This window comes from Shewanella sp. 1311 (genome assembly GCF_059338235.1).
This window is the reverse complement of sequence record NZ_CM181686.1, coordinates 4,095,056-4,119,420: the sequence shown is the minus strand read 5'-3', so window position 1 is coordinate 4,119,420 and position 24,365 is coordinate 4,095,056. Positions and strand designations below refer to the sequence as shown.

Below are 24,365 nucleotides of genomic sequence, written 5' to 3'. Positions count from 1 at the left end.
TCCATTAGTTAGCTAGCTCAATTTTAGTAAAGTCGATTTTGTTCTCTTTTGGCGAGCGCTCAATGGCACGAACTGTTTGCAATTGCGTCATCATGATGTAACCAAAACAACTAAAGATCAGGCCCAGTGCGATTGCACCAACCCATTGAATTTGAAGAAAGTCTAATTGAAAGAGTAATGTCAGACTGCAGAGCAACACTAAGTTAAAGCTGACATATTTAAGCTTGCCTAAACGCTCAATCGTCAGATTAAGATTGTCGGTATACAGGCGTACCAGTGAGTCGAGTGAGTTAATCACAAAGGTCACCCCTACAATCACCATCGCCAGATTATAGAAGCCCGAGGTATCTAACCCATTGGCGCTGTAGTAATAAAGCACAGTGAACCAGATGGCGATGGGAATAGACGGAAACACCATCATGGCCAGCAGCACTTGGTAGGTTTTCATCCCGCCGACAAAGCGCGAGGTAAATTGACCAATCATAATGCTCCACGCAAACCACCAGAACAGATAAAACTCATGGTAGTCGTTGATGGGTAACACAAAATGTTGAATATTGCCGAAGTAGTCGCCCAGCATGGCAAAGGTCGTAAAGAACTCGCCCACACTCGAGTCAGCCGATAAAAATGCACTGGCCCACATCATGGCAATCAAGCCTAAAAATAACCAAGTGCTGGCTAAGCTCAAAATACGCACATAACGTATGCTAGTGCTGGAATACACCGCCGCGGCGATCACCATAAATACGATTAAATAAAAGCTACCGACTATGGTTTCGCCATCACCTAATTCGGGTAAGTACCAGGGCAAATTGCTTAATAACAAATAGGCGGTAAAGGCACAGGTACCAATAATCACGATATTATTGATGAACTTGACCAAAGGAATGTCGAAGAACTTCACCCTAGGTTCAATCACACAAAAATAGAAGCAGGTTAAAAAGTAGAAACCCCAAATCAAGAAGGCCCAAAAGCCAAACTCAATCGCCAGCGGATTGGTAAAGCCGTATTCAGGACTCGCCGCCACATTGGCATAACCCGCAAACTCGGTCAGCGGAAACATGATCAAGCCGACATCAAGGCCAGAGGTGAACAGAATCGCGATAAAGGTAAACGTACGCACAGGCGTCACACCGATACAGCGAATGTTACCCCAGCGATAAATCACAAACGCAATCGCGGCAAAAGTAAACAGTATCCCTGCGGATAATAACCAGGTCATAGGATGCACTCCGTCCCAGTCGATACTGGATATAAGTAGGCATGAGGATATGAATCCATAAAATGTAACTCCATGTTTTTATTTAATAATAAAAAACTGAATCATTTTTAAAGGCAGCGCTCTGCCCTCAAGCCTTAAATATCGCTACTTAAAAAGCGCTCTGCGATAGTTAAACCCTGATAGATGTTCAGTCGTGAAAGTGATCATTTGCACACTCACTGCGGGCTGACCGACCCTTTAGATAAAATGAATCATGACCCTTATTTTGAGTAATCAATTAATGAGTTTTGAGTCATCAATTAATGAGTCACTTAAAATTGAAGCCGCCAGTCCATCGATAAGACGGACCGAGCAGGCATGTTGTGCACTTATGGCGTTAACTTACGCCGCTAACTTGTAGCTGTACTTCTTTGTGTGGTTTGCCAAGCGTCGGCAACCACAACGGCGGAATCTGCTGGCGCTAACATCTCAGCCTCTAAAATCATATCCGCAGCGCGCTCAGCCAACATGATGGTCGGCGCATTCAAATTGCCGTTCGGGATAGTCGGGAAAATAGAAGAATCCACTACCCGTAAATTCTGCAATCCGTGCACGCGGGTTTCGGGATCCACTACGGCCATCGCATCTGTGCCCATCTTGCATGAACAAGAAGGATGATAAGCACTCTCAACCGATTGACGCACAAAGGCATCGATTTGCGCATCGGTTTGCACTTGTGTGCCGGGTTGAATTTCCTCACCGCGATACTCATCGAATGGCGCTTGATTGATGATCTCACGGGTTAAACGCACGCAGGCTCTAAAGCCTTCAATATCATCAGGATGCTGTAAATAATTGAACTGGATCTTAGGTGGCGCTTTAGGATCTGCCGATACTAAGGTCACGGCACCACGGCTTTTAGGCTTGTTATGGCCTACATGCACCTGAAAACCATGCCCCGCAAAGGCTTCTTTACCATCGTAGCGCATAGCCGCAGGTAAAAAGTGGTACTGCAAATCTGGCCACTCGAGCCCCGCTTTTGAGCGAATAAAACCACAGGATTCAAAGTGATTCGTGGCCCCTAGGCCAGACTTATCTAAAATCCAACGAGCACCGATTAAGAACTTGCTGAAAGGATCTAGCTTGCCATTGAGTGAAATCGGTTTAAGGCATTTGAATTGGAAATAAAACTCTAAATGATCCTGTAAATTCTGACCAACACCGGGCAACTCATGTTGTAACTCGACCCCAGCATCGGCCAATACTTGGGGATCGCCAATGCCTGATAATTGCAGCAAATGCGGCGAACCTATTGAGCCAGCAGCTAAAATCACTTCTTTATTACAACGAATATCTTCAACTTTGCCTTTGTGCTCAATGCGAACGCCAACGGCCGCTTGCCCTTCCAATAACACTTTATGCACTAAAGTGTGGGTCAACACAGTGAGGTTACGTCTGGCCATCGCCGGGCGTAAATAGGCATTAGCGGTAGACCAACGCACGCCTTTTTTGACCGTCATGTGCATAGGGCCAAAACCTTCTTGCTGCGCTGCATTATAATCGGCGGTCGATAAATACCCCGCCGCGATGCCCGCATCCACAAAGGCTTGGTATAAGGGATTTTGCATCTGGTTGCCGTTATTCACGCCTAACGGCCCAGACTCGCCGCGATACTCATCGCCACCAAAGGCCCAGGTTTCTGCCTTTTTAAAATACGGCAAGCAATGGCTATAATCCCAGTTGGTCGCCCCTTGCGCCTGCCACTCATCAAAGTCCCTGGCATGACCACGGACATACACCATGCCGTTGATCGAAGATGAACCGCCAAGCACTTTGCCCCGAGGGCAATGCATCTTGCGATTATCTAAATGCGGCTCAGGCTGCGTCTCAAACTGCCAAGCATATTTAGGGCTGTTCATCGGAATCGATAACGCCGTCGGCATCTGAATAAAGATGCTCTTATCGCTGCCACCGGTTTCTAATAACAGTACTTCGTTTTTAGGATCCTTAGACAGACGATTAGCGAGCACACACCCTGCAGAACCGGCGCCGACTATGATGTAGTTATAATATTTTTGCTGGAGTGAATGGGCCAAAATGCCTCCTTAAAATGGGCTTTCTAAGGGCTGTAGACCCACGTAAACGGCTTTAACTTGGGTGTAATGCTTGAGTGTCTCGCTACCGTTTTCACGGCCAATACCCGACAACTTATACCCACCTACCGGCATTTCGGCTGGCGATGCACCATAGGCATTGATCCAACAAATACCCGCTTGTAACTGATGAATAACCCGATGTGCGCGGCTGATATCTTGGGTGAACACCCCAGCAGCTAAGCCCATGGCGGTATTGTTTGCCCGAGCAATCACTTCGGCTTCATCTTTAAAGGTGAGTACCGACATCACAGGGCCAAAGATTTCCTCTTGGCAGATGCGCATCTCGTCGGTGCAATCGGTGAAAATGGTTGGGGCGACAAAGTAACCATTGGGAGCATTTTCAGGCGTTAACGCTGTGCCACCAGTTAGCAGAGTTGCGCCGTCATCGATACCTTGCTGAATATAATCGAGCACTTTTTGCTGATGATCTTTGGAGATCAACGCGCCAAAGTTAGTCTCTGGCGCCATAGGATCGCCCACCACAATATTGGCTTGGGTACGGGCGAGCAGCTTCTCAATAAAGTCTTGATAAACTGACTCATGGACAAACACTCGCGTCCCATTGGTGCAGACTTCACCTTGGGTGTAGAAGTTACCGAGCATGGCACCTGAAACGGCATTGTCGATATCGGCATCGTCAAATACGATAAGCGGTGATTTACCGCCGAGTTCCATAGTGACGTCTTTTAATGAACTTGCCGCCGCGGCCATGACTTTCTTACCGGTACCGACTTCACCAGTGAAAGACACTTTGGCAATATCCGGGTGTCCCGTTAACCAAGCGCCAACCTTGCCATCGCCCATCACGACGTTAAATACGCCATCGGGCAAACCCGCTTCACTTAAGAGTTGCGCTAATTTCAGTGCGCCAAGCGGCGTTTCTTCCGAAGGTTTAAAAATCATCACATTGCCGCTGGCTAAGGCAGGAGCGGCCTTCCAACAGGCGATTTGTAATGGGTAATTCCAGGCGCCAATGCCAGCACAAATGCCTAAGGGCTCGCGGCGAGTGTAATAAAAATCTCCACCGACTTGCTGCTGTGCGCCTTCAAGCCCTGGGGCAATATGGGCGAAAAACTCAATGGCATCAGCGCCTGTGACCACATCAACCACTGAGGCTTCTTGCCAAGGTTTACCTGTGTCGCGCACTTCGATTGCCGCGAGTTCATCATTACGATCGCGCAATAATGCGACCGCGTTTAATAGAATACGACTGCGTTCGGTGGCACTCATGGCAGACCAAATCACAAAGCCTTTTTTGGCGCTCTCGATGGCCGCTTGCTGAATTTTTTCATCGGCCACTTGCACTCGGTACGCCAATTGCCCTGTGGCAGGATTGACGACGTCGAAGGTTTCGCCGCTATCGTTTGCGAGCAACTGACCCGCAATAAAGTTGTACTGTACTTCTACTGACATGTTTTGACTCCATGCTGCTTTATCACATTGTGGATAAAGGTTTTGCATAATTTTTCGGCCTGAACAAAATCCTGCTCAGGGGTTTCACTTAAGGCGCTGCGTAACCAAAATCCATCGATCATCGCCGCCGTTTGCTCAGCAGCCATCAGGGCAAACTCTTTGGGCAACACGTGCCGAAAGGAAAAATGTAAGTTGCTGTATAAGCGGCGACTATTGATATTCTGCAAACGGGCTAACTGGGGATCGTGGACGGCCTGTGCCCAAAAACTCAGCCAAGTGTGAGTGACATTTCGTGAGCGCTGTAACTCGGTAAAATTCGCTTCAACTATCATCATTAAGCGCTCTGTTGGCGCCAACACTTGTCCTTGGATTCGATTGAGCAACGCCTGCTTTAACTGCTCGAGCAAGTGACGCAGCGTCGCTTGGATCAAGCCCTGCTTACCACTGAAATAATGACTGATGATCCCCGACGACATCCCCGCCAACTGACTAATGCTGTTGATGGTCGTGTGCTGCAATCCATGCAAGGCAACCGATGCTAATGTCGCATCGATAAGCTGCTGTCTGCGTATCAATTTCATTGCGGCTTTAGGCATAAATACTCAAGGAATAACCACTCTCTCAATACTCTGAACGACGTTAATTGAACGTTCAATTAACAATCATGATAATGATTAGTGATGTAACTATCAACCTAAAATAGCACAGTGACAAAGCTCACAAGTTAGTTATGTAAAAAAGAATTAATGTGTAAAAACAAGATAAATGTATAGATTTCTTTGACTTGCGGCCCTACCACAACCACAGCAGCACGCATAAATTAATGTTAGATATCAAACTAATTAACTGGAGTTAATGCTACGAATGAGAGTCTTAATGAGGTTTAACCTCTGTTAGATTTAACAATTGAGCCGTCAAATGTTAGCTAAAAAGTGGGATGAAAAGTGAGATAACAAGACCAGTAAAAAACACACAGAAATGATGCGTCATCACGGCGCTACCCCCCAGAAAAACCATATCGTACGCCAACACTAATACCCGTCATAAAAGTCCGAAGTTTAGTTACCGAGTTCCAACTTTAGTGGGAAATTGCCTCCAGATAAGCGCCGAACTCGATCGAGCTCACACTTTCACTACCTCCAAATTGGTAGCTTGATCACCAGAAAAGAACACAACTTAATCTTTACAAGCAAATAGGTGGATTTTATGGCTGCTAAATTTTTTATTCCTTCTGTCAACGTATTAGGCCAAGGCGCAGTGGATGACGCTATCGGTGACATCAAAACCTTAGGCTTTAAACACGCACTCATAGTGACAGACAAACCCTTAGTCAAAATTGGCTTAGTCGGTGAAGTGGCCGAAAAACTCGGTCAAAATGGCATTACCTCCACCATCTATGATGGCGTACAACCTAACCCAACCGTGACGAACGTCGAAGCCGGTTTAGCCCTGTTAAAAGCTAACAAGTGTGACTTTGTGATTTCACTCGGTGGCGGCTCACCCCATGATTGCGCCAAAGGTATCGCCCTTGTTGCCACCAATGGCGGCAGCATTAAGGATTACGAAGGGTTAGATCAATCCGCAAAACCACAGTTGCCATTAGTGGCTATTAATACGACGGCAGGTACTGCCAGTGAAATGACGCGCTTTTGTATCATTACCGACGAAGCCCGCCACATTAAAATGGCGATTGTCGATAAGCACACTACGCCTTTGCTGTCGGTCAATGACCCTGAGCTCATGCTGAAAAAGCCTGCGAGCCTCACGGCCGCAACCGGTATGGATGCACTGACTCACGCGGTTGAAGCCTATGTGTCTATTGCTGCCAACCCGATCACCGACGCCTGCGCGATCAAGGCCATGGAATTGATTCAGGCTAACTTAGTCAACGCGGTTGAAAACGGTCAAGACATCAACGCCCGTGAACAAATGGCCTACGCACAGTTCTTAGCGGGTATGGCCTTTAACAATGCCAGCTTAGGTTATGTGCATGCGATGGCGCACCAGTTAGGCGGTTTCTACGATCTGCCCCACGGTGTGTGTAACGCCCTGCTGCTGCCCCATGTACAGGAATATAACGCCCAGGTCGTCCCTGCTCGCTTAAAAGACATTGCCAAGGCTATGGGTGTGGATGTGTCCAGCATGACCGATGAGCAAGGTGCCAGTGCGGCGATAGCGGCAATCAAAAAGCTGTCTGTTGCGGTTAAGATCCCAGAAAATCTGACCTTGTTAGGCGTGAAAGCGGAAGATATTCCAACACTTGCGGATAACGCGTTAAAAGATGCCTGTGGATTCACCAATCCAAAACAAGCGACCCATGCGGAGATCTGTCAGATCTTCACTAATGCGCTGTAATTGTGCGCTGTAATCGCCATACTTTATCAATCGCAAGTTATCGCACAGCAATCGTGCGCTAACTTGCTGGATAACGACTGATTGTCCTGCTAGTGCGTAAACACGACTTCATCCTCCAATGAATGCGTTTTGGGCTCCAATAGTGCACAAAATATCGCTGCACTATTGAGGCCTTTTTTATACCGGTATCGACAAGGTTACTATCTTAAAAATTGAGCAACAAAAACCAACATAAAACTCAGTGTCTATGCACCTTTGCACTGACAAAACACTCACAAATCCACATATTCAAGAAGAAAGGATCTGAACCTCAAATATTCATAGCAAAATGATATAAAAAACGTGATCTCTGTGGGTTACAGACTGTTACAGATCCGATAAGATGGCCCCAGTTCGCTTTTTCCCTGCAAAAGATGAAGCCAGCTGAGAGGCCCGTTCTAACGAATGGGCCTCTGTCCATTCTGCCTTCTGCGTTTCCTCTGCGACAACTTATACTGCCACTTAATCGTATTACGCCCACCAAAGCCTAATTAACCTATTTACTCCGCTGTTCACTCTTTTTATCACTTACACTCAATAAGACTTACTGACGACCAAGTTGTTGCTTTATTAATCAGTAATTCAGCAAAAGCGAAACTTCACCCAAAACTGAGATCTAGCACAAAGTTATTGGCATAAAACTCATGCTAAATAGAGACATGACAGATTAAGTAAATGGTTAATTTTCATGCAGTAACTATCCTTCTCCGTCAAAAAACATCAAGGCTAAATAGACTTAATTAATGATTGACCGAATTCAAAAACGATGCCTATGATGGCAACAATATCCTCGAACAGGTAGGTACGCTATGACTGCAATCACCCATGTATATAACTACACAGTTAGATGTCCACATTACAAAGATCCTGAACATCCCGTTACTTGGTTAAATCATATTGAAATGAACCAGTCCTGTGAAATCGCGTTAAATCGCATCACTAAGTGGCACGAGCTTTCTGGGGATAAGTCCTTCGAAACAAATAAGTTTGTGGTTCGTAAAGCCGAAAATGAAGATGCTTACTTCTCAATGCAGAGTGACAGACTCAAAAATGACGGCCATGCCTTAGTCACCTTTAAAATCTTTTTAGATGATTGCTGTGACGATGCTGCACCGGAAGAAATCATGCAGCACCTGATTGAAGACTATCAACAACGCTTAGCCAAACTCGAATAATCTTTGCAGTATTATTTAGCGACCTTAGACGCCAGTGCGCAAAACGCCACTGGCGTTTTTATTTGCTGAATTCATAAAACTTAAACTCCGACGTCATTTCGCCCCATCTGCTCCACACCTCTTGCTCAAACTTGCCTAAAGACATTACGACAGCGATTCGGCAAATAATGGTGCCATAGCGTGATTAAGCTCAAGATCTGTTATATTGTCCCGAATGTTATTTGGCACTGTAAAAATGGCAGGGCTCAGTAAATTGAGTTACGAACTTAAATTGAGGATTAGCATCACAATGAATAAAGCGACGCTCATTATTATTCCTTTATTGCTCGCTACATCCGCCTGTGCGGATTTAAAGGACGCAGGCCGTGCCATCGGCACAACCACTAAAGATGTCACCACTGAGATAGGTCACGCGACCCGAGACACCACCAAAGCCATAGGACATGCCTCGCGGGATGCCGTCAAATCGGTAAAAGAAGATTTAACCAAAGACTAATCACAGTGACGCCTAGGCGTCACTGTCTGTTTTAAGTATCTTATCTATTCAAACGTCACGCATTTCAAGCGCCACACCCGCTAAGCCGCATTCGCCCGAATACCGTGGGGCACAGGCAATCCTTGGGCATTCACATGCACAAACACCATCTTATCTATGCTCACCACTGGCGCCTGCGTCATCTTATTGCGCACTTGGCAGCTTACGGTAATCGAACTGTGGCCGAGGCTCACCAGCTCCAGACCAAACTCGATCACATCTCCTTGATGCGCTGGCGTCATAAAGTTGATTTCTGAAATCAGCTTAGTCACATGGCTGGTGCTCTTCATCTGGCAGGCAGCAAAAATAGCGGCCTCCTCGTCTATCCAGCTGAGCAACTGACCGCCAAACAATGTATTTGCTGGATTTAAATGTTCAGGCTTAACTAAACGGCGACTGTAATATTTCATGGCGGTGACCTCAATGTGAATGCCAACAATCAGCTTTAATGCGCTATAACTTCCCACTGTATTCAGAGCATTTTTCAGGCCACAATTGATAGCCATTACATAACAATGAGATAGCAATAAGCTGCTGTAAAATAATCCGATTACTGCACCAAGTCGTATCAGAGTTGCACCATATGATACCAATCAGCAAAAAAATAGCGACTCATAGAGTCGCCAAGCTAAGGCAAGCAAAAACTTACTGGGTAGGAAGTTAAGTCACAAAATTTGACTTAAAAACCCGCACAGCACATGTAGGCGAACTGCACGGGGGACAATAGCTGCAGAGCAGCTAAACACAGGCTTACGGGTAACACTCTTTCATACTCGACTCGATATTTAAGCTGCAAGCTCGGTAACTCATCACAGTCCGCCCTTGCCCTCTATTTCGAGTTTTTAACCACGCCTCACCACATACATCAACGTAAGGCGTGCTGAGGAGTGATCCACAATCACAATGGATCATCCTAAGCGCTGCTTACTGCTTAAAACTGTTCTTCTTCGGTAGAACCTGTCAGTGCGGTCACTGATGAATGACCACCTTGAATAACCGTAGTCACTTGGTCGAAATAACCTGTGCCCACTTCCTGTTGATGCGCGACGAAGGTGTAACCTTTCTTCGCTGCAGCAAACTCAACTTCTTGAACTTTTTCAACATAATGCTTCATGCCTTCGCCACGAGCATAGTCGTAAGCGAGGTCGAACATGTTGTACCACATGTTGTGGATGCCGGCTAAAGTGATGAACTGGTACTTGTAGCCCATGTCTGACAATGCTTGTTGGAAGCGCGCGATAGTGGCGTCGTCCAGATTTTTCTTCCAGTTGAACGAAGGCGAACAGTTATACGCTAACAGTTGATCTGGGTACTGAGCATGAATCGCTTCAGCAAAAACACGCGCTTCTTCAAGATCCGGTTTAGCGGTTTCACACCAAATCAAATCCGCATACGGGGCATAGGCAAGACCGCGAGAAATCGCTTGGTCAAGACCCGCTTTAACACGGTAGAAACCTTCATTCGTACGCTCGCCAGTCACGAAATCACGGTCGTATGGGTCGCAATCTGAAGTTAACAAATCGGCCGCGTTAGCATCGGTACGGGCAATAACCAGTGTATCCACACCGCTCACATCCGCCGCTAAACGTGCAGCAACCAGCTTTTGTACCGCTTCTTGGGTTGGCACTAATACTTTGCCGCCCATGTGACCACATTTCTTCACTGAAGCTAACTGATCTTCAAAGTGAACGCCAGCAGCGCCCGCGTCGATCATCGACTTCATCAGTTCGAAGGCATTTAATACGCCGCCAAAACCCGCTTCTGCGTCAGCAATGATTGGCAGGAAGTAATCAACAAATTTTTCATCTTCAGGATTAACGCCATTGCCCCATTGAATTTGGTCAGCACGACGGAAAGAGTTATTGATACGGGATACCACAGCTGGCACTGAGTTCGCTGGGTATAAAGATTGATCTGGGTACATAGTGCCGGCTAAGTTAGCATCGGCAGCCACTTGCCAACCAGAAAGGTAAATCGCTTCGATACCCGCTTTCGCCTGTTGTACCGCTTGACCGCCCGTTAACGCACCGAGCGAATTCACGTAGCCTTTTTTAGCGCCGCCGTTAACCAGTTCCCATAACTTAGCCGCACCACGCTTAGCGATAGTATTCTCAGGCACGATTGAACCGCGAAGTGCAACCACTTCTTCCGCGGTGTAAGGACGACGCACGTTTTTCCAACGTGGGTTTTCTGCCCAATCTCTCTTGATTGCATCAATCTGCTCTTGACGTGAATTCTGAGTCGTTGCCTTAGTCATAGTGTCGCTCCTTTCTCTTTGATGTTGTAGCTATCATGAAACTGCCCCCCAGTTTCACTCTGCTAAATTGTTTGGTTGGCGGTAGCCCCGCCACAGCTAAATCTGATTGATATAAAACGGTTCAAGCAAATGGGTTCATCCTAGGCTGTCAGCATTTCGTAACCGGGTAAGGTTAAGAAATCGACCAGCTCGTCGGAGGTGGTAATATCTTCGAGCAATACCGCCGCTTGGGTGAATTTGCCATGGGTGAATCTGTCGCTACCCACTTCTTTTTTCACGTTTGACAGCTCTTCAACCAACATGTCTTTAAAGAGTTGCTTGGTCACGAGTTTGCCGTTTGATAGCGACTTACCGTGTTGGATCCATTGCCAAATTGAAGCTCTAGAAATCTCAGCCGTAGCTGCATCTTCCATTAAGCCGTAAATGGGTACGCAACCGTTGCCGCTGATCCACGCCTCTAAATACTGCAGTGCGATACGAATGTTCAGACGCATCCCCTGTTCGGTGCGCTCACCGTCGCAGGTTTTAAGCAGTTCGCTAGCCAGGATTGGCGCGTCGACATCACGGGTAATATGCAATTGATTACAGTGATCTTGGCCTATGTATTCGTTGAAAATACCCATAGCGGTATCGGCAAGACCAGGGTGTGCCACCCAAGTGCCATCGTGGCCGTTACGCGCCTCGAGCTCTTTATCTCGACGGACTCGTTGCAATACCGCTTCGTTCTGAACCGGATCTTTGGCTGGAATAAAGGCCGCCATACCGCCCATCGCTAACGCACCGCGTTTGTGGCAGGTCTTAATCAAGAGTCTTGAATAAGCGCTTAAGAAAGGCGTATCCATAGTGACGGCTTGGCGATCCGGTAAGACTCGGTCGCTATGACGCTTTAATGTTTTGATATAGCTGAAGATGTAATCCCAGCGACCACAGTTCAGTGCGACGATATTGGAACGCAGCTCGTAGAGGATTTCGTCCATTTCGAACACGGCCGGCAACGTCTCGATCAGGCAAGTACATTTAATCGTGCCCGCTTGCAGACAAAATCTTTCCTCAACAAAAGCAAACACTTTTGCCCACCAGCGCGCTTCAACATGACTTTCTAACTTAGGAATATAAAAGTATGGACCACTGCCCTTGGCCAAAAGTTGGCGATAGTTGTGGTAGAAATACAGTGCGAAATCAAACAGTGAGCCTGGAATCGCTTTGCCGTTAAACTGCACGTGTTTTTCTTTAAGATGCAGACCACGAACGCGGCAAATAAGCACTGCCGGATTTGGTCCTAATTTGTAGTGCTTACCTGTGTCCGGTGCTGTGTACTCAATATCACCACGCACGGCATCACGTAGATTGATTTGACCTTCGACGACTTTTTCCCAGCTTGGTGCTAAAGAATCTTCGAAATCGGCCATAAACACTTTGGCATTGGCGTTGAGTGCGTTAATCACCATCTTACGTTCAACGGGACCTGTGATTTCTACGCGGCGGTCAAGCAAGTCATCGGGAATACCGCGAATTTGCCATGCACCATCACGAATAGCGCGGGTTTCAGGCAGAAAGTCGGGTAATGATCCTTTATCGATACGCGCTTGCTTATCTTTACGTTTAGCGAGTAAGGCAGGTACTTCGTCGGCAAATTCACGACAAAGGGATTCGAGTAAGGCGACAGCCCCTTCGGTAAAGATGACTTCTTGGCCTGGAATGTCACGACCCACAATATTAAGCGTGGCGTTTGCTGTAGCTTTACCCAGTGTCGAATTCAATTGCTGTTCACTCAAAGTGTGTTCCGTCATCTTGATGCCCTCCCAAGAGGCTCCACTATCACAGGCTTAACGCTGACATATAAAGCAGTAGCATCCCCAATCACCGCTGCTTATAAACTCACCAAAAAACCATCAAATGTTTGTTTAGAACTAAAACTTACCGACAAACGTTTGTATTTGCAACAGTCCAAGATTGACAAAAACGGGCATTAACCTAAGTAAAAACCATGCTAAAATTGGTCTGACCAAGTAATAAAAAACAATTTAAGATAATGATATAAATCACATTAAACATTTTAATTACATTTGAAAATTTGAATTAAATGAAACTTGTCAGACAACTTTACCAACCTCTATGCAAAGTAATTATTTACGTAATTAAATTACTTATAGTAAATATATAAATACATCATTTGCACCCTATTAGACCTAAGTAGAAAATACCCAATGTTTTGAACTAACCTAGAGGGAAGCAAGCTAAATCTATATAAATCATAATGATAATGACTGCCACCATCACCACAAATTAAAACGACCGTTTTATTTTGACGTTTACGTAAACGAAATTACGGCCGAGTGTAATACCAGCTAAGCACTAGGTTGCGTTTCCCGATCAACAAGGTGGGATGTGATGGTTAACTCAAAAAATAAATCACTTTTTTATAAAAAAAATGAAACAAATTTGAAATTACAACGGGATGGAGCGTAAAACCGCCCTTTTATGACGCTTCTCTCTTGCTAGAACCCATTACTGGTTTGCTCGCAAAGATGCTTTTTGCAGCATTCATTGGCAGCACTGCACATTTTGACAATAAGAACTGAAACATTTGTTGCCAACTTAAATGCAAATCATTACTATTCGCGACCTATTTATTTGGGGGAACCATTAATGAAACCATTTCGTTTGTCGCTAACTGCACTCGCCTGCCTTTCTGTTTTATCACAAACCGCACACGCCGAAGCCAACTCGACATCAGCAAATGCTGAAGCCAACGTTGAGCGCATCACGGTTTATGGCAGACAGAACTCAGTAGTGAAGAATTCAGGGCTGGCGACTAAATCCGACATGTCTCTTATGGAAACCCCAGCAGCTGTAGTGATTGTTGACCAAGAGCTGATCGAAACCCAAGGTACAGATAATCTGCAGGACTTGATCCGTAACATCAGTGGCGTGACTCAAGCGGGAAATAACTATGGCATTGGTGACAACATAGTCATCCGTGGTTTAGGCGCAAATTACACCTATGACGGTATGTATGGCGGTGCAGGCCTAGGAAATACCTTCAACCCTACGCGCTCTTTAACCAACGTTGAATCCGTCGAAGTATTAAAAGGCCCAGCGACTGGACTCTATGGCATGGGAAGTGCTGGCGGCGTGATCAATCTGATTGAAAAGAAACCGCAGTTTGAGTCAAAGCATAAGTTCAGCGCCGAAATGGGCCAATGGGACACCTACTCCCTTGCTCTAGATAGCACGGGCGGCCTGAGTGATGATGTCGCCTACCGTTTAGTGGCTAAATCTGGCCGCAGTGATGGGTATCGCGATATAGGTACAGACAGAGACGAAATCTATGGCGCCTTAAAATGGGTATTAAGTGATAGCCAAGATTTAATGCTTTCAGGTGCTTACATCAAAGATGCTATTGCCGTTGATTCAATTGGTCACCCGATTCGGATTTACAATGCAGAATCTGTCGGCGGCAAGGGCGCTGGCGAGGTTACGTGGCAAGATCTGGTCAATGATCCCAATGGTAATGGTCTACAACTCACCGATGCACAGCGTCAGCAGTTAGCGGCCTCGTTGTCGGACGCTGACGGCTTAACACCCTATTCGTTTGGTGATGCAGGGCTGATTTCGCCGATGGCGAAGGACAATGAGGGTGAAGAGTTAAGATTTAAACTGACACATAATATCTATTTCACTGACAATTTGTTCCTCAATCAACAATTGCAGTATCGCGACTACACGTCAGGTTTCGCCCGCCAAACAGGTGCCTATAACTACGTCTATTGGAAGCGTAACATCAAGATTAAAAACGTTCTTACCGACGTGATTAACGAAGAGCCTAGATCGCCATTAGTTGAAAATGGCGTACTTTATCCTTTTGCCGCAAGACGTCAGGAATACCGTAAAGTCGATGCCGACGAGACGTCGTGGCAGTACTTTGCCGATCTACGTTATGACTTCCAAATTGGCAATATAGACAATGAATTATTGGTCAATGCCAACTATGAAGACCGTAATATTCGTTTCCAGCAATATTCTATCTTCGATGCCGATCAAATCTATAAAAATAAGGATGGAGACATCACTTATCAAGGTTCCCTGCCTTATATTTACGACATCCGTAATCCTAATTGGGGCACAGGTAAGTTTGAAGACTATGACCCACTCAAGACCGCGAACTATGACAAAAAGGTCAGCGCTTGGGGTTTAGGCGTACAACACGTGGGATATTTAGGACATGGCTTCACCACGCGTGTAGGCGTTGCCTTTAACGAGATAAAACAAAGTTATGAACACTTAGGCCTTGATCCTCGCTACAGCATTAGCCAATCCCAAGCGACTCCAGAGGCCGATACCACAGATAACGGCATCACCTATAACTTAGGCTTGACCTACATGCCGATAGAGGATTTATCATTCTTTATCAATCACTCAAAGGGACGCACCGCCTACAGTGTGCTCGATGCAGTAAAAGATAATGCTACCAACCGAGATGATTCAGAATCGATTAGTAATGATTTAGGTATGCGCTTTAAGGCATTTGAGGATCAATTACTGGGCTCACTGGTATTGTTTAAAAGCTCGCGCACTAATGTCGCCTATAACAATCCTGATTATACCAATGGCATATTAACACCTAACATCCCAGTGTATTTGTACAATGGCAGCGAAGACACTCAAGGTATTGAACTCGATCTTAATGCCCACTTAAACGACAGCTGGCGTATCAACCTTAACGGCATGTACCAAGATGCAAGGGATAAACAAAATCCAAGTAGTTTAACCTACAATAGCCGTCAAAAAGGCGTGCCTTATGTCACTGCCAGCGCTTGGGTGACCTATGGCGCCGATTGGTTTAGCTTATCAAGCCCAATCGAATTAAGCCTTGGTGCTAAATTTGTAGATGATCGCAGCACGCACTCTAGCTCATTTGGTATTCCAGACGGTTACGTGCCTAGCTATACTGTCGTCGACTCGGCGGTGAGTTACAGCACTGATTCTTGGAAAATCCAGCTTAATATCAATAATCTATTCAATAAAGACTATTACAGTAAAGCGATGTTCTTAGGCGGTATGCCGGGTGAAGAACGCAACGTCAAACTGCAATATAGCTATAGTTTTTGAACGCTAAATAGTTTTTAAGCGCTAAACAGCAGCGCGAAAGTGGATATGTTTCCAACAGAAAAAGAGAGCATTTATGCTCTCTTTTGACATCTAAATCCTCAACCGATAATGGCAAATGATACCCAGCGTATTAACTGACATTCTCCCTATCGCCGCGCATAAGGGATTCCAACTCTGCCTTACCCTTATTCGATAGATTGATTAACGTCGCTAAATCATTTTGATGAGCCGCACTCGCAATCACCAGTTTCTTATCATGCTCAGCAAAGATTTTTACCCGCTCGTTGGCTTGTACCTGAGATAGACCTAAACCTTGGAGGATCTTCTCACTGGCCGAGAGCGCCGAGCCAAAGGTCTCACGAAAGACATCTGTCACCCCAAGGCTCATCAAACGATAAGCATGGTTACGATCCCTTGCCCGCGCGACTATGTGGATATGGGGAAAATGGGTTTTCACTTGCTGGGCGATTTCGATGGAATCCTCAACACTGTCAACAGCCAGCAATAACAAACGCGAGCGCGCGATCCCCGCCGACATCAACATGTCTAAGCGTCTGGCATCACCAAAATAGACCTCACCGCCATATTTGCGAATCACATCCACATGGCTCGCATCCTTATCCAATGCGACAAAAGGGATCCCAGAGGAGGCCAAAATACGCCCGGTTATCTGGCCTACTCGGCCAAAACCGGCAATCACCACTTCAGATTCGGTGACATTAATCGTATCTGGCAGGCGAGTGTCCACCACCTTTGCCTTAGTTGCGCGAAACAGGGTAAACAATATCGGCGTTACCGCCATAGACAAACCAATCGCCAGCACTAGCACTTGCGCAATTTTATCGCCGACAATGCCAGATAACTGCGCCTGGGATAACAGCACAAAGGCAAATTCACCGCCTTCGGCAAGGATCAACCCCAACGCAATACTCGGTCGCCATTTGTGGTGCCGAATGCGGCCCAGCACCATCAGCACAAACGTTTTAATCAGCAGCATCGCCATCAAAATACCTAAGATAAGTAGCGGATCTGATATCAATAATTTCAAATCCATACTCATACCGACCGCCATGAAAAACAGCCCGAGCAATAAGCCTTTAAAGGGTTCGATGTCGGTTTCGAGTTGATGTCGATAACTTGAGTTTGCGAGCATAATACCCGCCAAAAATGCCCCCATACCCGCAGAGAGTCCAAGCCACTCCATTAACTCAGCGCTGCCCATCACGAGCAGTAACGCAAAAGCGGTGAGCACTTCACGCACCCCGCTGCTTGCTACTAATTTTAGGAGTTTTGGCAGTAAGTATTTGCCCACTAACACAAACCCTACTAGGGCTAGACAGGTCCAATACCAAGGCACGGCATGATGTTCAATCTGCGCCGAATTGGGCGCCAAATATGCCGTCAGCAGCAACATGGGGATAACGGCAAGATCTTGCATCAACAAGACACCAAAGGCATCACGCCCGAGTGGGGTTGTGAGCAACCTATGCTCACTCATTAACTGCACGGCAAAGGCTGTCGATGATAAAGATAGCGCGGCGCCAACCACTAAAGCTGCGTCAACAGACAAGCCAAAGCCCCAAGCCAAACCACCAATCGCAGCCCATGACAACAACAATTGACCACTGCCTAAACCAAAGATAGCACTGCGAAGTTCCCATAATTTACTTGGATTCAATTCGAGTCCAAGTACAAACAACATCAGCACTACACCTAACTCGGCAAAATGTAATACAGCAGCAGGATCAGAAACTAAGGCCATGCCGCCTGGGCCTAAAATGATGCCAGCACCTAGGTAGGAAAGAATCGGGCCGGCGCCAAAACGTTTACCCAAAGGAACAAAAATAACCGCCGCCAATAAAAATAGCAGCACCGACGTGAGTAAACTCGACTGTTCCATGAAGGCTCCAACGGAAAAAGGAATGCGCAGTGTTCCATATAATAGCCCAGCCGCAGCTAGGCGAATTAGCAACTATGATATCCCATTTATTTATTAACAAGGTCAAGGCAATTCATTAAAAATGAGAAAATTTTGGTACGAAAACACTTAAGCGTGGGGGGAAATCAACTGGAGCAACAAAGCTGGGTAAAAGAGCGTTCAGAGACGCCTTAGACTGTTATCGCATTTTTGTTAGTGGCGGCAAAACCCAAAACGAGACATAAATGAAGGAAGGATAAAAACCAGTAAGGACTTTTGCCAACTCAGGATGAGACTAAATGCTCACTCGGCTTACATTACACCGAGGGTGATGCGATATGACGCCGTAAATCAGTTGCCTGCTTGTCACATTTTAAGATGTCAGAATAGCGTACTACGGCATTGCGGCCATTGGCCTTAGCGGCATAAAGCGCCATGTCGGCTCGGTGAAATAATGGATCTAAACTCAGATCATCAGCCATTAAACCGCTCACGCCAAAACTCGCCGTAATGACGAACTTATGTCCTGAATGTTGGGTATCAATGGCCTCGATACGGGCTCGGCACTGCTCAGCCACTTCCATGCCTTTCTCTTCATCGGCATAGGGTAATAAAATCGCAAACTCCTCGCCGCCGATACGAGCAAAAACATCACCATTTCGGATATGGGATTTAAGGGAATCAACCACCTTTTTAAGCGCCCAATCGCCGGAACCATGCCCAAAAGAATCGTTGATCCGTTTGAAGAAATCCAAATCAAATAAAATGACACAGAAATCCCCACCGCGGGCCGTGGCTTGCACAAAAAGGTTTTCCCCTAACTCTTGCCCTGCACCGCGATTCAAGATGCCTGTTAATGCATCCATTCTCGCCATACGCATAAACTTGCGTTTCTGCATCTGGCCTACAGCTAATAAAATCCCGAGGAAGAACAGTCCGCCTACTAGAATAGTGACAAACATCAGCATATTGGTGTATTCGCGCTCTTTTACCGTTTGCTGAGCGACATACAGTTCACGTTCCTTATTCAATAAATTAATTTCACGTGACTGTTCATCAGCATTAAACTTTGCCGCCTGATACGCTAACGTTTTCATTTTCGCTTCATCAAACATCAGCTGATTGTAATACTGCTCTTTTTTCGAATATTCATAGGCTTGTTCAAACTGTTTATTCTCAGCATTTAAGCCCGCTAACACTTTAAAGACAGTATGTTTTAACTCGGTATAACTAGGATCATTAGGTAATGACGTAACGAACTTGGCATGCTCGACCACCTCAGCAGATTGCTTTAGTGCAAAATACGCTTCGGTTAACAAAGAATGGACACTATTAATTTCTAGTTGAAAATTAAAAGACTCATATCCCTTTAATGCTTTCAAAAGTAAAGCAACTGCAGCAGAGTATTCTTGCAACCTTAACTTAGACTCACCCATCCCTTTCAATGCAATAAACGAAATCAATGGGAAGCCATTAGACTCACAAAAATCGTGTGTGTACTGGAATTCATCAAACGCCTTAGTAAAGGCCTCTAGCTCTAATTGATAAACTGATAAATACAACTTTGCAGTACAGATATCTTTTACATTATCTGCTGAAGCAAGCGATTCTGCCTTAGCCGCGTAGGTTCCCACCTCTTCTTTTATGCCCATTGCAGAGTACAAACTGGCTAAACGTAGATATGCAGCACGTTTGATATCTATATTATCTATTCGATCTATTAGCCCTAGGCTTTTGCTCATTACAACAAAAGCGTCTTTAAAGTTCCGTAGGGCGATGTACGCAGTTGCCTCATAGCTATAGGCAGAAAATAAATAATCGCTATTTTGAACTAAATTTTCAGATTGAATTAAATTATCTAGGGCTTCTTGATATTGACCTGAATAAATAAATGAAGTCCCTTTAAATACCAATAAACGACCTTGCTGAAAACGCGTCATATGCTCGAAATCAGCTTCAAGTTCATGGAGCTTAGTGATTGCACTTTGCATATCGGTATGTTGTAGCTGCTCCAGATCAGCTAATACCTCATCAAAATTGATAGTTGCAGCCATTAAGGGCATACAAAATATGCCCGAACATAACCACAAAAAAGCGCGCAGGAGTTTCAATTACTCACCATTACCATGGGAAATAACTAAGTAGGCTTTACAATCATCATCCCCACTCAAGCTTTTCAGTTTTTCCATGTCTCCCGACATGACGGCTGCAATTTCTTCATCAGTTAACCCATGGGCACGCATTACGGCCTCAGGGTCCTGTTGATACGATTGCATCAACTGTGCATTTTGGCCTAACTGAGTAAAAAAATCGGATAATGCAGGCATACTTTTTCCTTATTTTAATGATGACTTCCGAATTCAACTCAGAAGTACGACTCTCGCAATTAGCCTAAATCTTCAGGCCTAATACCTAATTTGGTTAAAATAGCATAGTTGTATTCGAGTTTTTTTGCTTGCGGGATCAGTAACGTACTGATGGGAGACAAGTTTGCCTCGGGCAGCTTACTCAACGGCAAATACTCAATTCTAGGAGCTTGAATCGGTAAATTAGCAGCCTCGTAGATCACCACTTGATGATCCAGTGGATACCATTGATGCAGTTGTTCAACCAAAATCTGCAGCCTATCACTCGTAGTATTGAACTGAGTTAAGGTATGTTCGCCAGCAATAGCAATTTGCCATAACAACAAATGAGTTGTCGGATCGGGCACATGATTAAAGAACATAAACTGGCTGGCTTCAAAACTTTGGTGTCCTGAATTACCTGGGTCTATACCTAAATCTGCCCATAAACACGCCTCGGCCGATATCCCAGGCTCCATCTTTGCAGCAAATCCTTCAGCCCTCGCCTGCTTAATCGCTAAGTGGGACACGCAAGCAAACACACCGGGGTGACCATAAAGCGCACAAACTGTTTTTTTTCCGGCTCTCACGGCGTCCAAAATCGCACTCACCATCTGCTCATAGGTCTCACGGCGATTTTTCACTTCGCCATCTTGAGCATAAAACGGCTGTAAATTAATGACATTAGAATTAATTGTCTGGATCCAACGCTGCGAAAAACCATCTGGCAGGAGTGAAAACACAACATCGGCGTGCTCAATATAACTGCGACTCATCACACTGATTTGTCCGGCCAGCTGTAAACCCGTGCCTACGCAAACTAAAGAACCCAAAGCATCTATCCCAATATTTTATTTCAAACACTGCAAACCCATAACTAAAGCTACAGCGCAAGAACACAATAAAAACATATCGGTAACTTTAATCTGATTTAAGCAAGATTACTATGGTTATCGCCACATAAACTGTTTATCGACTTACTGACTAATTGCTTGGCTTTAAAGAAGAAATCGAACTCCCATTTCCATTTTTTCAATCCTGTAAGCAGTAAACCAGTACGGTTCAGAGGCTGAAAAATCACACCCACAGCAGCCACGAGACTTACAGTAATAAATATCCTTACAGATTGAGAACTAAAGCCAACATCGCGGGTCGAAAAGTCACACAATTCGATCTATGACGGCAGCAAAGCCCGATTGCCCTTGTCATGAGGGGGAATGCTTGGGTATTATGGCCGCCAGATTTTCAGAAGTAGCGCATACAATGATCAATAAAAAGCAAAGTCTTACCCTGCTGAGCGCTGTGGCGCTCTCTGTTTCGCTCAGTGCTTGTAGTGTGTTCGATTGGTTGATTTATAAGCCCGACATCCCACAGGGTAACTACATGGAACCGCAACAAGTTGAAAAGTTGCGCATTGACATGACCAAAGAACAAGCCGAATACATTCTCGGCCGTCCGGTATTACGTGATAGTTTCGCCGACGATACTTGGTACTACGTCTATCACTACAAGAATGGACGCGATGCCAGCATTACGCATAAAGAACTCATTTTGCACTTTACGGGTGATAAACTCACCGCAGTGAATGGCGATTATGAGCTAAGCAAAGAATTTGATACGCCGCTCGAGCAGAGCAGTTTACCTACGGGTAATAAAACTGAGCTAGTGCCACAAATTCCTGCACAGCGTCCAGATGCCAAACCTTTAGTAAAAGAAAACCAAACAGAAGCGCAAGTTCAAAAACCAATTAAGTAATATCCTAAACTTTGCTTATGCTCTTCTCAGTCGATGAAATACAAAAAAGCGCCCAAGGGCGCTTTTTCATTGAGTAATGATGTCAAACTGACGTCAAGTAGTTATACCAACCGTATTAAGCCCGTCCGCCAGTGACTTTATTCGCGCGGCCTTCATCTTTGGCTTTATCTGCGCGGCGGCGGCGAACATCCTTAGGATCGGCAATCAAAGGACGGTAAATCTCGACCCTTTGGCCCGGTAAAATCACTTGGTCATGTTTAACCACATTACTAAACACACCGAGCTTGACCGTGTCTAAATCGATCTCAGGGAAAAAGCTCACTATGTTACTTAAACGCACTACCTCAATCGCCGACGTGCCGGGATTCACATTCACCGAAATTACTTTTTGCTGAGTAGGCAAGGCGTAAACCACATCAACTACAAACTTATCTGTCTCATTTGTCACTGTAAATCACCTTAGCGCGACTCGTAAACGCCGTCACCATTGATACCATAAGATCATTAAACACTTTACCAAAGGCCATATCGGCTAACGAGTTTGAAAACTCAAAACTCAGTTCGAATTCTACCTTGCAAGCTTCTTCAGTCAGCTCAGTAAAACGCCACTGCCCCAATAAATGCTTAAAGGGCCCATTTTCCAATGTTAAATCAATACTCTTCCCGGGAACCACTTGGTTGCGAGTCGTAAATGTCTTACGGATCCCCGCTTTACTCACATCCACAGATGCCAGCATAGTCTTACCATCAAATTCTAAGACTTTGCCACCCACACAACCGGGTAAAAATTCCTTATACGACTCGACATCATTTACTAAGTCATACATTTGCATCGCACTAAAACGGACTAACACACTTCGAGAAATTTGCGGCATAGGACTTAGCACTCTTAACTAACGACTTCACAGCGACCTTAGCAAACTCAAACGCACGAAAAGAACGCACATGCGATGAACAACTTAGGCAAGCAATCAAAATTTGCACGGATTTTATCACGATACGTAAAAAACGCACCCCTTGTGCACTTAAGCTGATACTCAACCCCTTAATGGCGTTCAAAAAACAAGCAACAACACGATAGAGGCTTGAAATTAACTAAATAAAGCCTTATATCAATACCAAATTGAATCACCGTGCGTATAATGGCGCCACTATGGTAAAGAAAAATTCAAGCAAAGCCGCGCCTGCGACTATCGCACGTAATAAGCGCGCAACCTTCGAATACCGTTTCGAAGAGAAAATGGAAGCCGGCCTATCCCTAATGGGATGGGAAGTTAAATCTATCCGTATGGGTAAGGTCAACTTGTCCGACTGTTACGTATTCCTGAAAAATGGCGAAGCCTTTATGCATGGCTGCACCATTATTCCCTTGAATACGGCATCGACACACGTTGTCTGCGATCCCCTGCGCTTGAAAAAGCTGCTACTCAGCCGTAAAGAGCTCGATAAACTGGCTGGCTTAGTCGAGCGCCAAGGCTACTCCATCATTCCTATTTCTATGTACTGGCGTAAAGGTGCATGGGTGAAAGTGGAGATTGGCTTAGGTAAAGGCAAGAAAGATCACGATAAGCGCGAAGATACTAAAGCGCGTGAATGGGAAGTTGAAAAAGCCCGCGTGATGAAAAAAGAAAAAACGCACGGATAATGAACAAACGATTGAACTTGAAGCAAATGATGCTAGGTGATCATTGTGCTACGGGTTACAATCAAATTCTTGGGGGCGATTCTGGATTCGACAGGATTCACGAAACCCTGGGAGCATGCCGAGGGGCGGTTGGCCTCGTAAAAAGCCGCACCGTTATAGTTGCAAACGACTCTAACTACTCTCTAGCAGCTTAGGCTAGCTAGCCATCTGACACAGGTCTCTCAAATGGGCAGTGTATACAGATGGTCATCCTACATTTGATAGCGAGGGAACTCCGTCCGGGGGTGAACCGCGAAATAGTACCGGACTCGCCCGATGAAATCCTGTCTTTCGGAGTTTATTCGGGTTAATTAAAAGAGAGACTAAGCATGTAGCGCCTTGGATGTAGGTGTTCTGGACGCGGGTTCAAGTCCCGCCGCCTCCACCAATTTTACCAGAAGGGCTTAACCGCAAGGTTAA

19 protein-coding genes and 1 other RNA gene are annotated in these 24,365 nt (G+C 45.5%); 7 read left to right on the top strand and 13 right to left on the bottom strand.

What is annotated here, in order from left to right; translation table 11 throughout:
* Nucleotides 1-4 precede the first annotated feature (4 nt).
* From AC5YB3_RS18225 to betI, 4 genes are all read right to left on the bottom strand, one after another.
* Nucleotides 5-1,222 carry a choline transporter gene (locus AC5YB3_RS18225; protein WP_006080850.1) on the bottom strand — a complete coding sequence of 406 codons (1,218 nt, stop codon included), beginning with the start codon at nt 1,220-1,222 and terminating at the stop codon, nt 5-7.
* Between the two features lie 389 nt (nt 1,223-1,611).
* A complete protein-coding gene (gene betA / locus AC5YB3_RS18220) occupies nt 1,612-3,297 on the bottom strand; it encodes a choline dehydrogenase (RefSeq protein WP_259584757.1) in 1,686 nt (561 codons plus the stop codon).
* 9 nt (nt 3,298-3,306) lie between these two features.
* Complete coding sequence (gene betB / locus AC5YB3_RS18215) at nt 3,307-4,770, bottom strand: betaine-aldehyde dehydrogenase (RefSeq protein ID WP_494525880.1); 1,464 nt, start codon at nt 4,768-4,770, stop codon at nt 3,307-3,309.
* A complete protein-coding gene (gene betI / locus AC5YB3_RS18210; RefSeq protein ID WP_006080847.1) occupies nt 4,761-5,366 on the bottom strand; it encodes a transcriptional regulator BetI in 606 nt (201 codons plus the stop codon). The genes betB and betI overlap by 10 nt, the downstream gene beginning before the upstream one ends.
* Before the next feature lie 610 nt (nt 5,367-5,976).
* Here betI and yiaY point away from each other — a divergent pair.
* From yiaY to AC5YB3_RS18195, 3 genes are all read left to right on the top strand, one after another.
* The gene (yiaY, locus tag AC5YB3_RS18205) at nt 5,977-7,125 is read left to right on the top strand and encodes an L-threonine dehydrogenase (RefSeq protein WP_259504737.1); all 1,149 of its coding nucleotides are present in this window, start codon (nt 5,977-5,979) and stop codon (nt 7,123-7,125) included.
* A gap of 848 nt (nt 7,126-7,973) precedes the next feature.
* Nucleotides 7,974-8,339 (top strand): hypothetical protein, encoded by a 366-nt coding sequence (locus AC5YB3_RS18200; RefSeq protein WP_006080845.1) that lies wholly within the window; start codon nt 7,974-7,976, stop codon nt 8,337-8,339.
* 289 nt (nt 8,340-8,628) lie between these two features.
* Nucleotides 8,629-8,835, top strand: coding sequence for a hypothetical protein (locus tag AC5YB3_RS18195; RefSeq protein ID WP_006080844.1), 207 nt, complete (start codon nt 8,629-8,631; stop codon nt 8,833-8,835).
* 80 nt (nt 8,836-8,915) lie between these two features.
* Here AC5YB3_RS18195 and AC5YB3_RS18190 read toward each other — a convergent pair whose 3' ends face one another.
* The 3 genes from AC5YB3_RS18190 to aceB all read right to left on the bottom strand — a co-directional run bounded on the left by AC5YB3_RS18190 (nt 8,916) and on the right by aceB (nt 12,921).
* Nucleotides 8,916-9,284 (bottom strand): acyl-CoA thioesterase, encoded by a 369-nt coding sequence (locus tag AC5YB3_RS18190; RefSeq protein ID WP_006080843.1) that lies wholly within the window; start codon nt 9,282-9,284, stop codon nt 8,916-8,918.
* Between the two features lie 521 nt (nt 9,285-9,805).
* Nucleotides 9,806-11,131 carry an isocitrate lyase gene (aceA, locus tag AC5YB3_RS18185; RefSeq protein WP_011846253.1) on the bottom strand — a complete coding sequence of 442 codons (1,326 nt, stop codon included), beginning with the start codon at nt 11,129-11,131 and terminating at the stop codon, nt 9,806-9,808.
* Between the two features lie 140 nt (nt 11,132-11,271).
* Complete coding sequence (gene aceB, locus AC5YB3_RS18180; protein ID WP_012588216.1) at nt 11,272-12,921, bottom strand: malate synthase A; 1,650 nt, start codon at nt 12,919-12,921, stop codon at nt 11,272-11,274.
* Nucleotides 12,922-13,780: 859 nt separating this feature from the next.
* Here aceB and AC5YB3_RS18175 point away from each other — a divergent pair.
* Complete coding sequence (locus AC5YB3_RS18175) at nt 13,781-16,243, top strand: TonB-dependent receptor (protein WP_494525879.1); 2,463 nt, start codon at nt 13,781-13,783, stop codon at nt 16,241-16,243.
* A gap of 130 nt (nt 16,244-16,373) precedes the next feature.
* Here the strand turns inward: AC5YB3_RS18175 and AC5YB3_RS18170 are convergent, their stop codons facing one another.
* The 4 genes from AC5YB3_RS18170 to AC5YB3_RS18155 all read right to left on the bottom strand — a co-directional run bounded on the left by AC5YB3_RS18170 (nt 16,374) and on the right by AC5YB3_RS18155 (nt 21,339).
* Entirely contained in the window at nt 16,374-18,143 is a 1,770-nt protein-coding gene (locus AC5YB3_RS18170) for a monovalent cation:proton antiporter-2 (CPA2) family protein (RefSeq protein WP_006080839.1), read from the bottom strand.
* Between the two features lie 335 nt (nt 18,144-18,478).
* Nucleotides 18,479-20,224 (bottom strand): GGDEF domain-containing protein, encoded by a 1,746-nt coding sequence (locus tag AC5YB3_RS18165; protein WP_494525878.1) that lies wholly within the window; start codon nt 20,222-20,224, stop codon nt 18,479-18,481.
* A 48-nt stretch (nt 20,225-20,272) separates the two neighbouring features.
* A complete protein-coding gene (locus AC5YB3_RS18160; protein ID WP_006085113.1) occupies nt 20,273-20,488 on the bottom strand; it encodes a hypothetical protein in 216 nt (71 codons plus the stop codon).
* A 59-nt stretch (nt 20,489-20,547) separates the two neighbouring features.
* Nucleotides 20,548-21,339 carry an SAM-dependent methyltransferase gene (locus AC5YB3_RS18155; RefSeq protein WP_494525877.1) on the bottom strand — a complete coding sequence of 264 codons (792 nt, stop codon included), beginning with the start codon at nt 21,337-21,339 and terminating at the stop codon, nt 20,548-20,550.
* Nucleotides 21,340-21,769: 430 nt separating this feature from the next.
* Here AC5YB3_RS18155 and AC5YB3_RS18150 point away from each other — a divergent pair, with 430 nt between their 5' ends.
* Nucleotides 21,770-22,261: an outer membrane protein assembly factor BamE gene (locus AC5YB3_RS18150; protein WP_494525876.1), complete on the top strand. Its 492-nt coding sequence runs from the start codon at nt 21,770-21,772 to the stop codon at nt 22,259-22,261.
* A 115-nt stretch (nt 22,262-22,376) separates the two neighbouring features.
* Here AC5YB3_RS18150 and AC5YB3_RS18145 read toward each other — a convergent pair whose 3' ends face one another.
* Nucleotides 22,377-22,709 carry an RnfH family protein gene (locus AC5YB3_RS18145; protein WP_006080834.1) on the bottom strand — a complete coding sequence of 111 codons (333 nt, stop codon included), beginning with the start codon at nt 22,707-22,709 and terminating at the stop codon, nt 22,377-22,379.
* Nucleotides 22,699-23,136 (bottom strand): SRPBCC family protein, encoded by a 438-nt coding sequence (locus AC5YB3_RS18140; protein WP_006080833.1) that lies wholly within the window; start codon nt 23,134-23,136, stop codon nt 22,699-22,701. The genes AC5YB3_RS18145 and AC5YB3_RS18140 overlap by 11 nt, the downstream gene beginning before the upstream one ends.
* 278 nt (nt 23,137-23,414) lie before the next feature.
* Between AC5YB3_RS18140 and smpB the strand changes: the two genes are divergently transcribed.
* Both smpB and ssrA read left to right on the top strand, forming a co-directional pair.
* The gene (smpB, locus tag AC5YB3_RS18135; RefSeq protein ID WP_006080832.1) at nt 23,415-23,906 is read left to right on the top strand and encodes an SsrA-binding protein SmpB; all 492 of its coding nucleotides are present in this window, start codon (nt 23,415-23,417) and stop codon (nt 23,904-23,906) included.
* Nucleotides 23,907-23,977: 71 nt separating this feature from the next.
* Nucleotides 23,978-24,333, top strand: a transfer-messenger RNA (tmRNA) gene (ssrA, locus tag AC5YB3_RS18130).
* Nucleotides 24,334-24,365 lie beyond the last annotated feature (32 nt).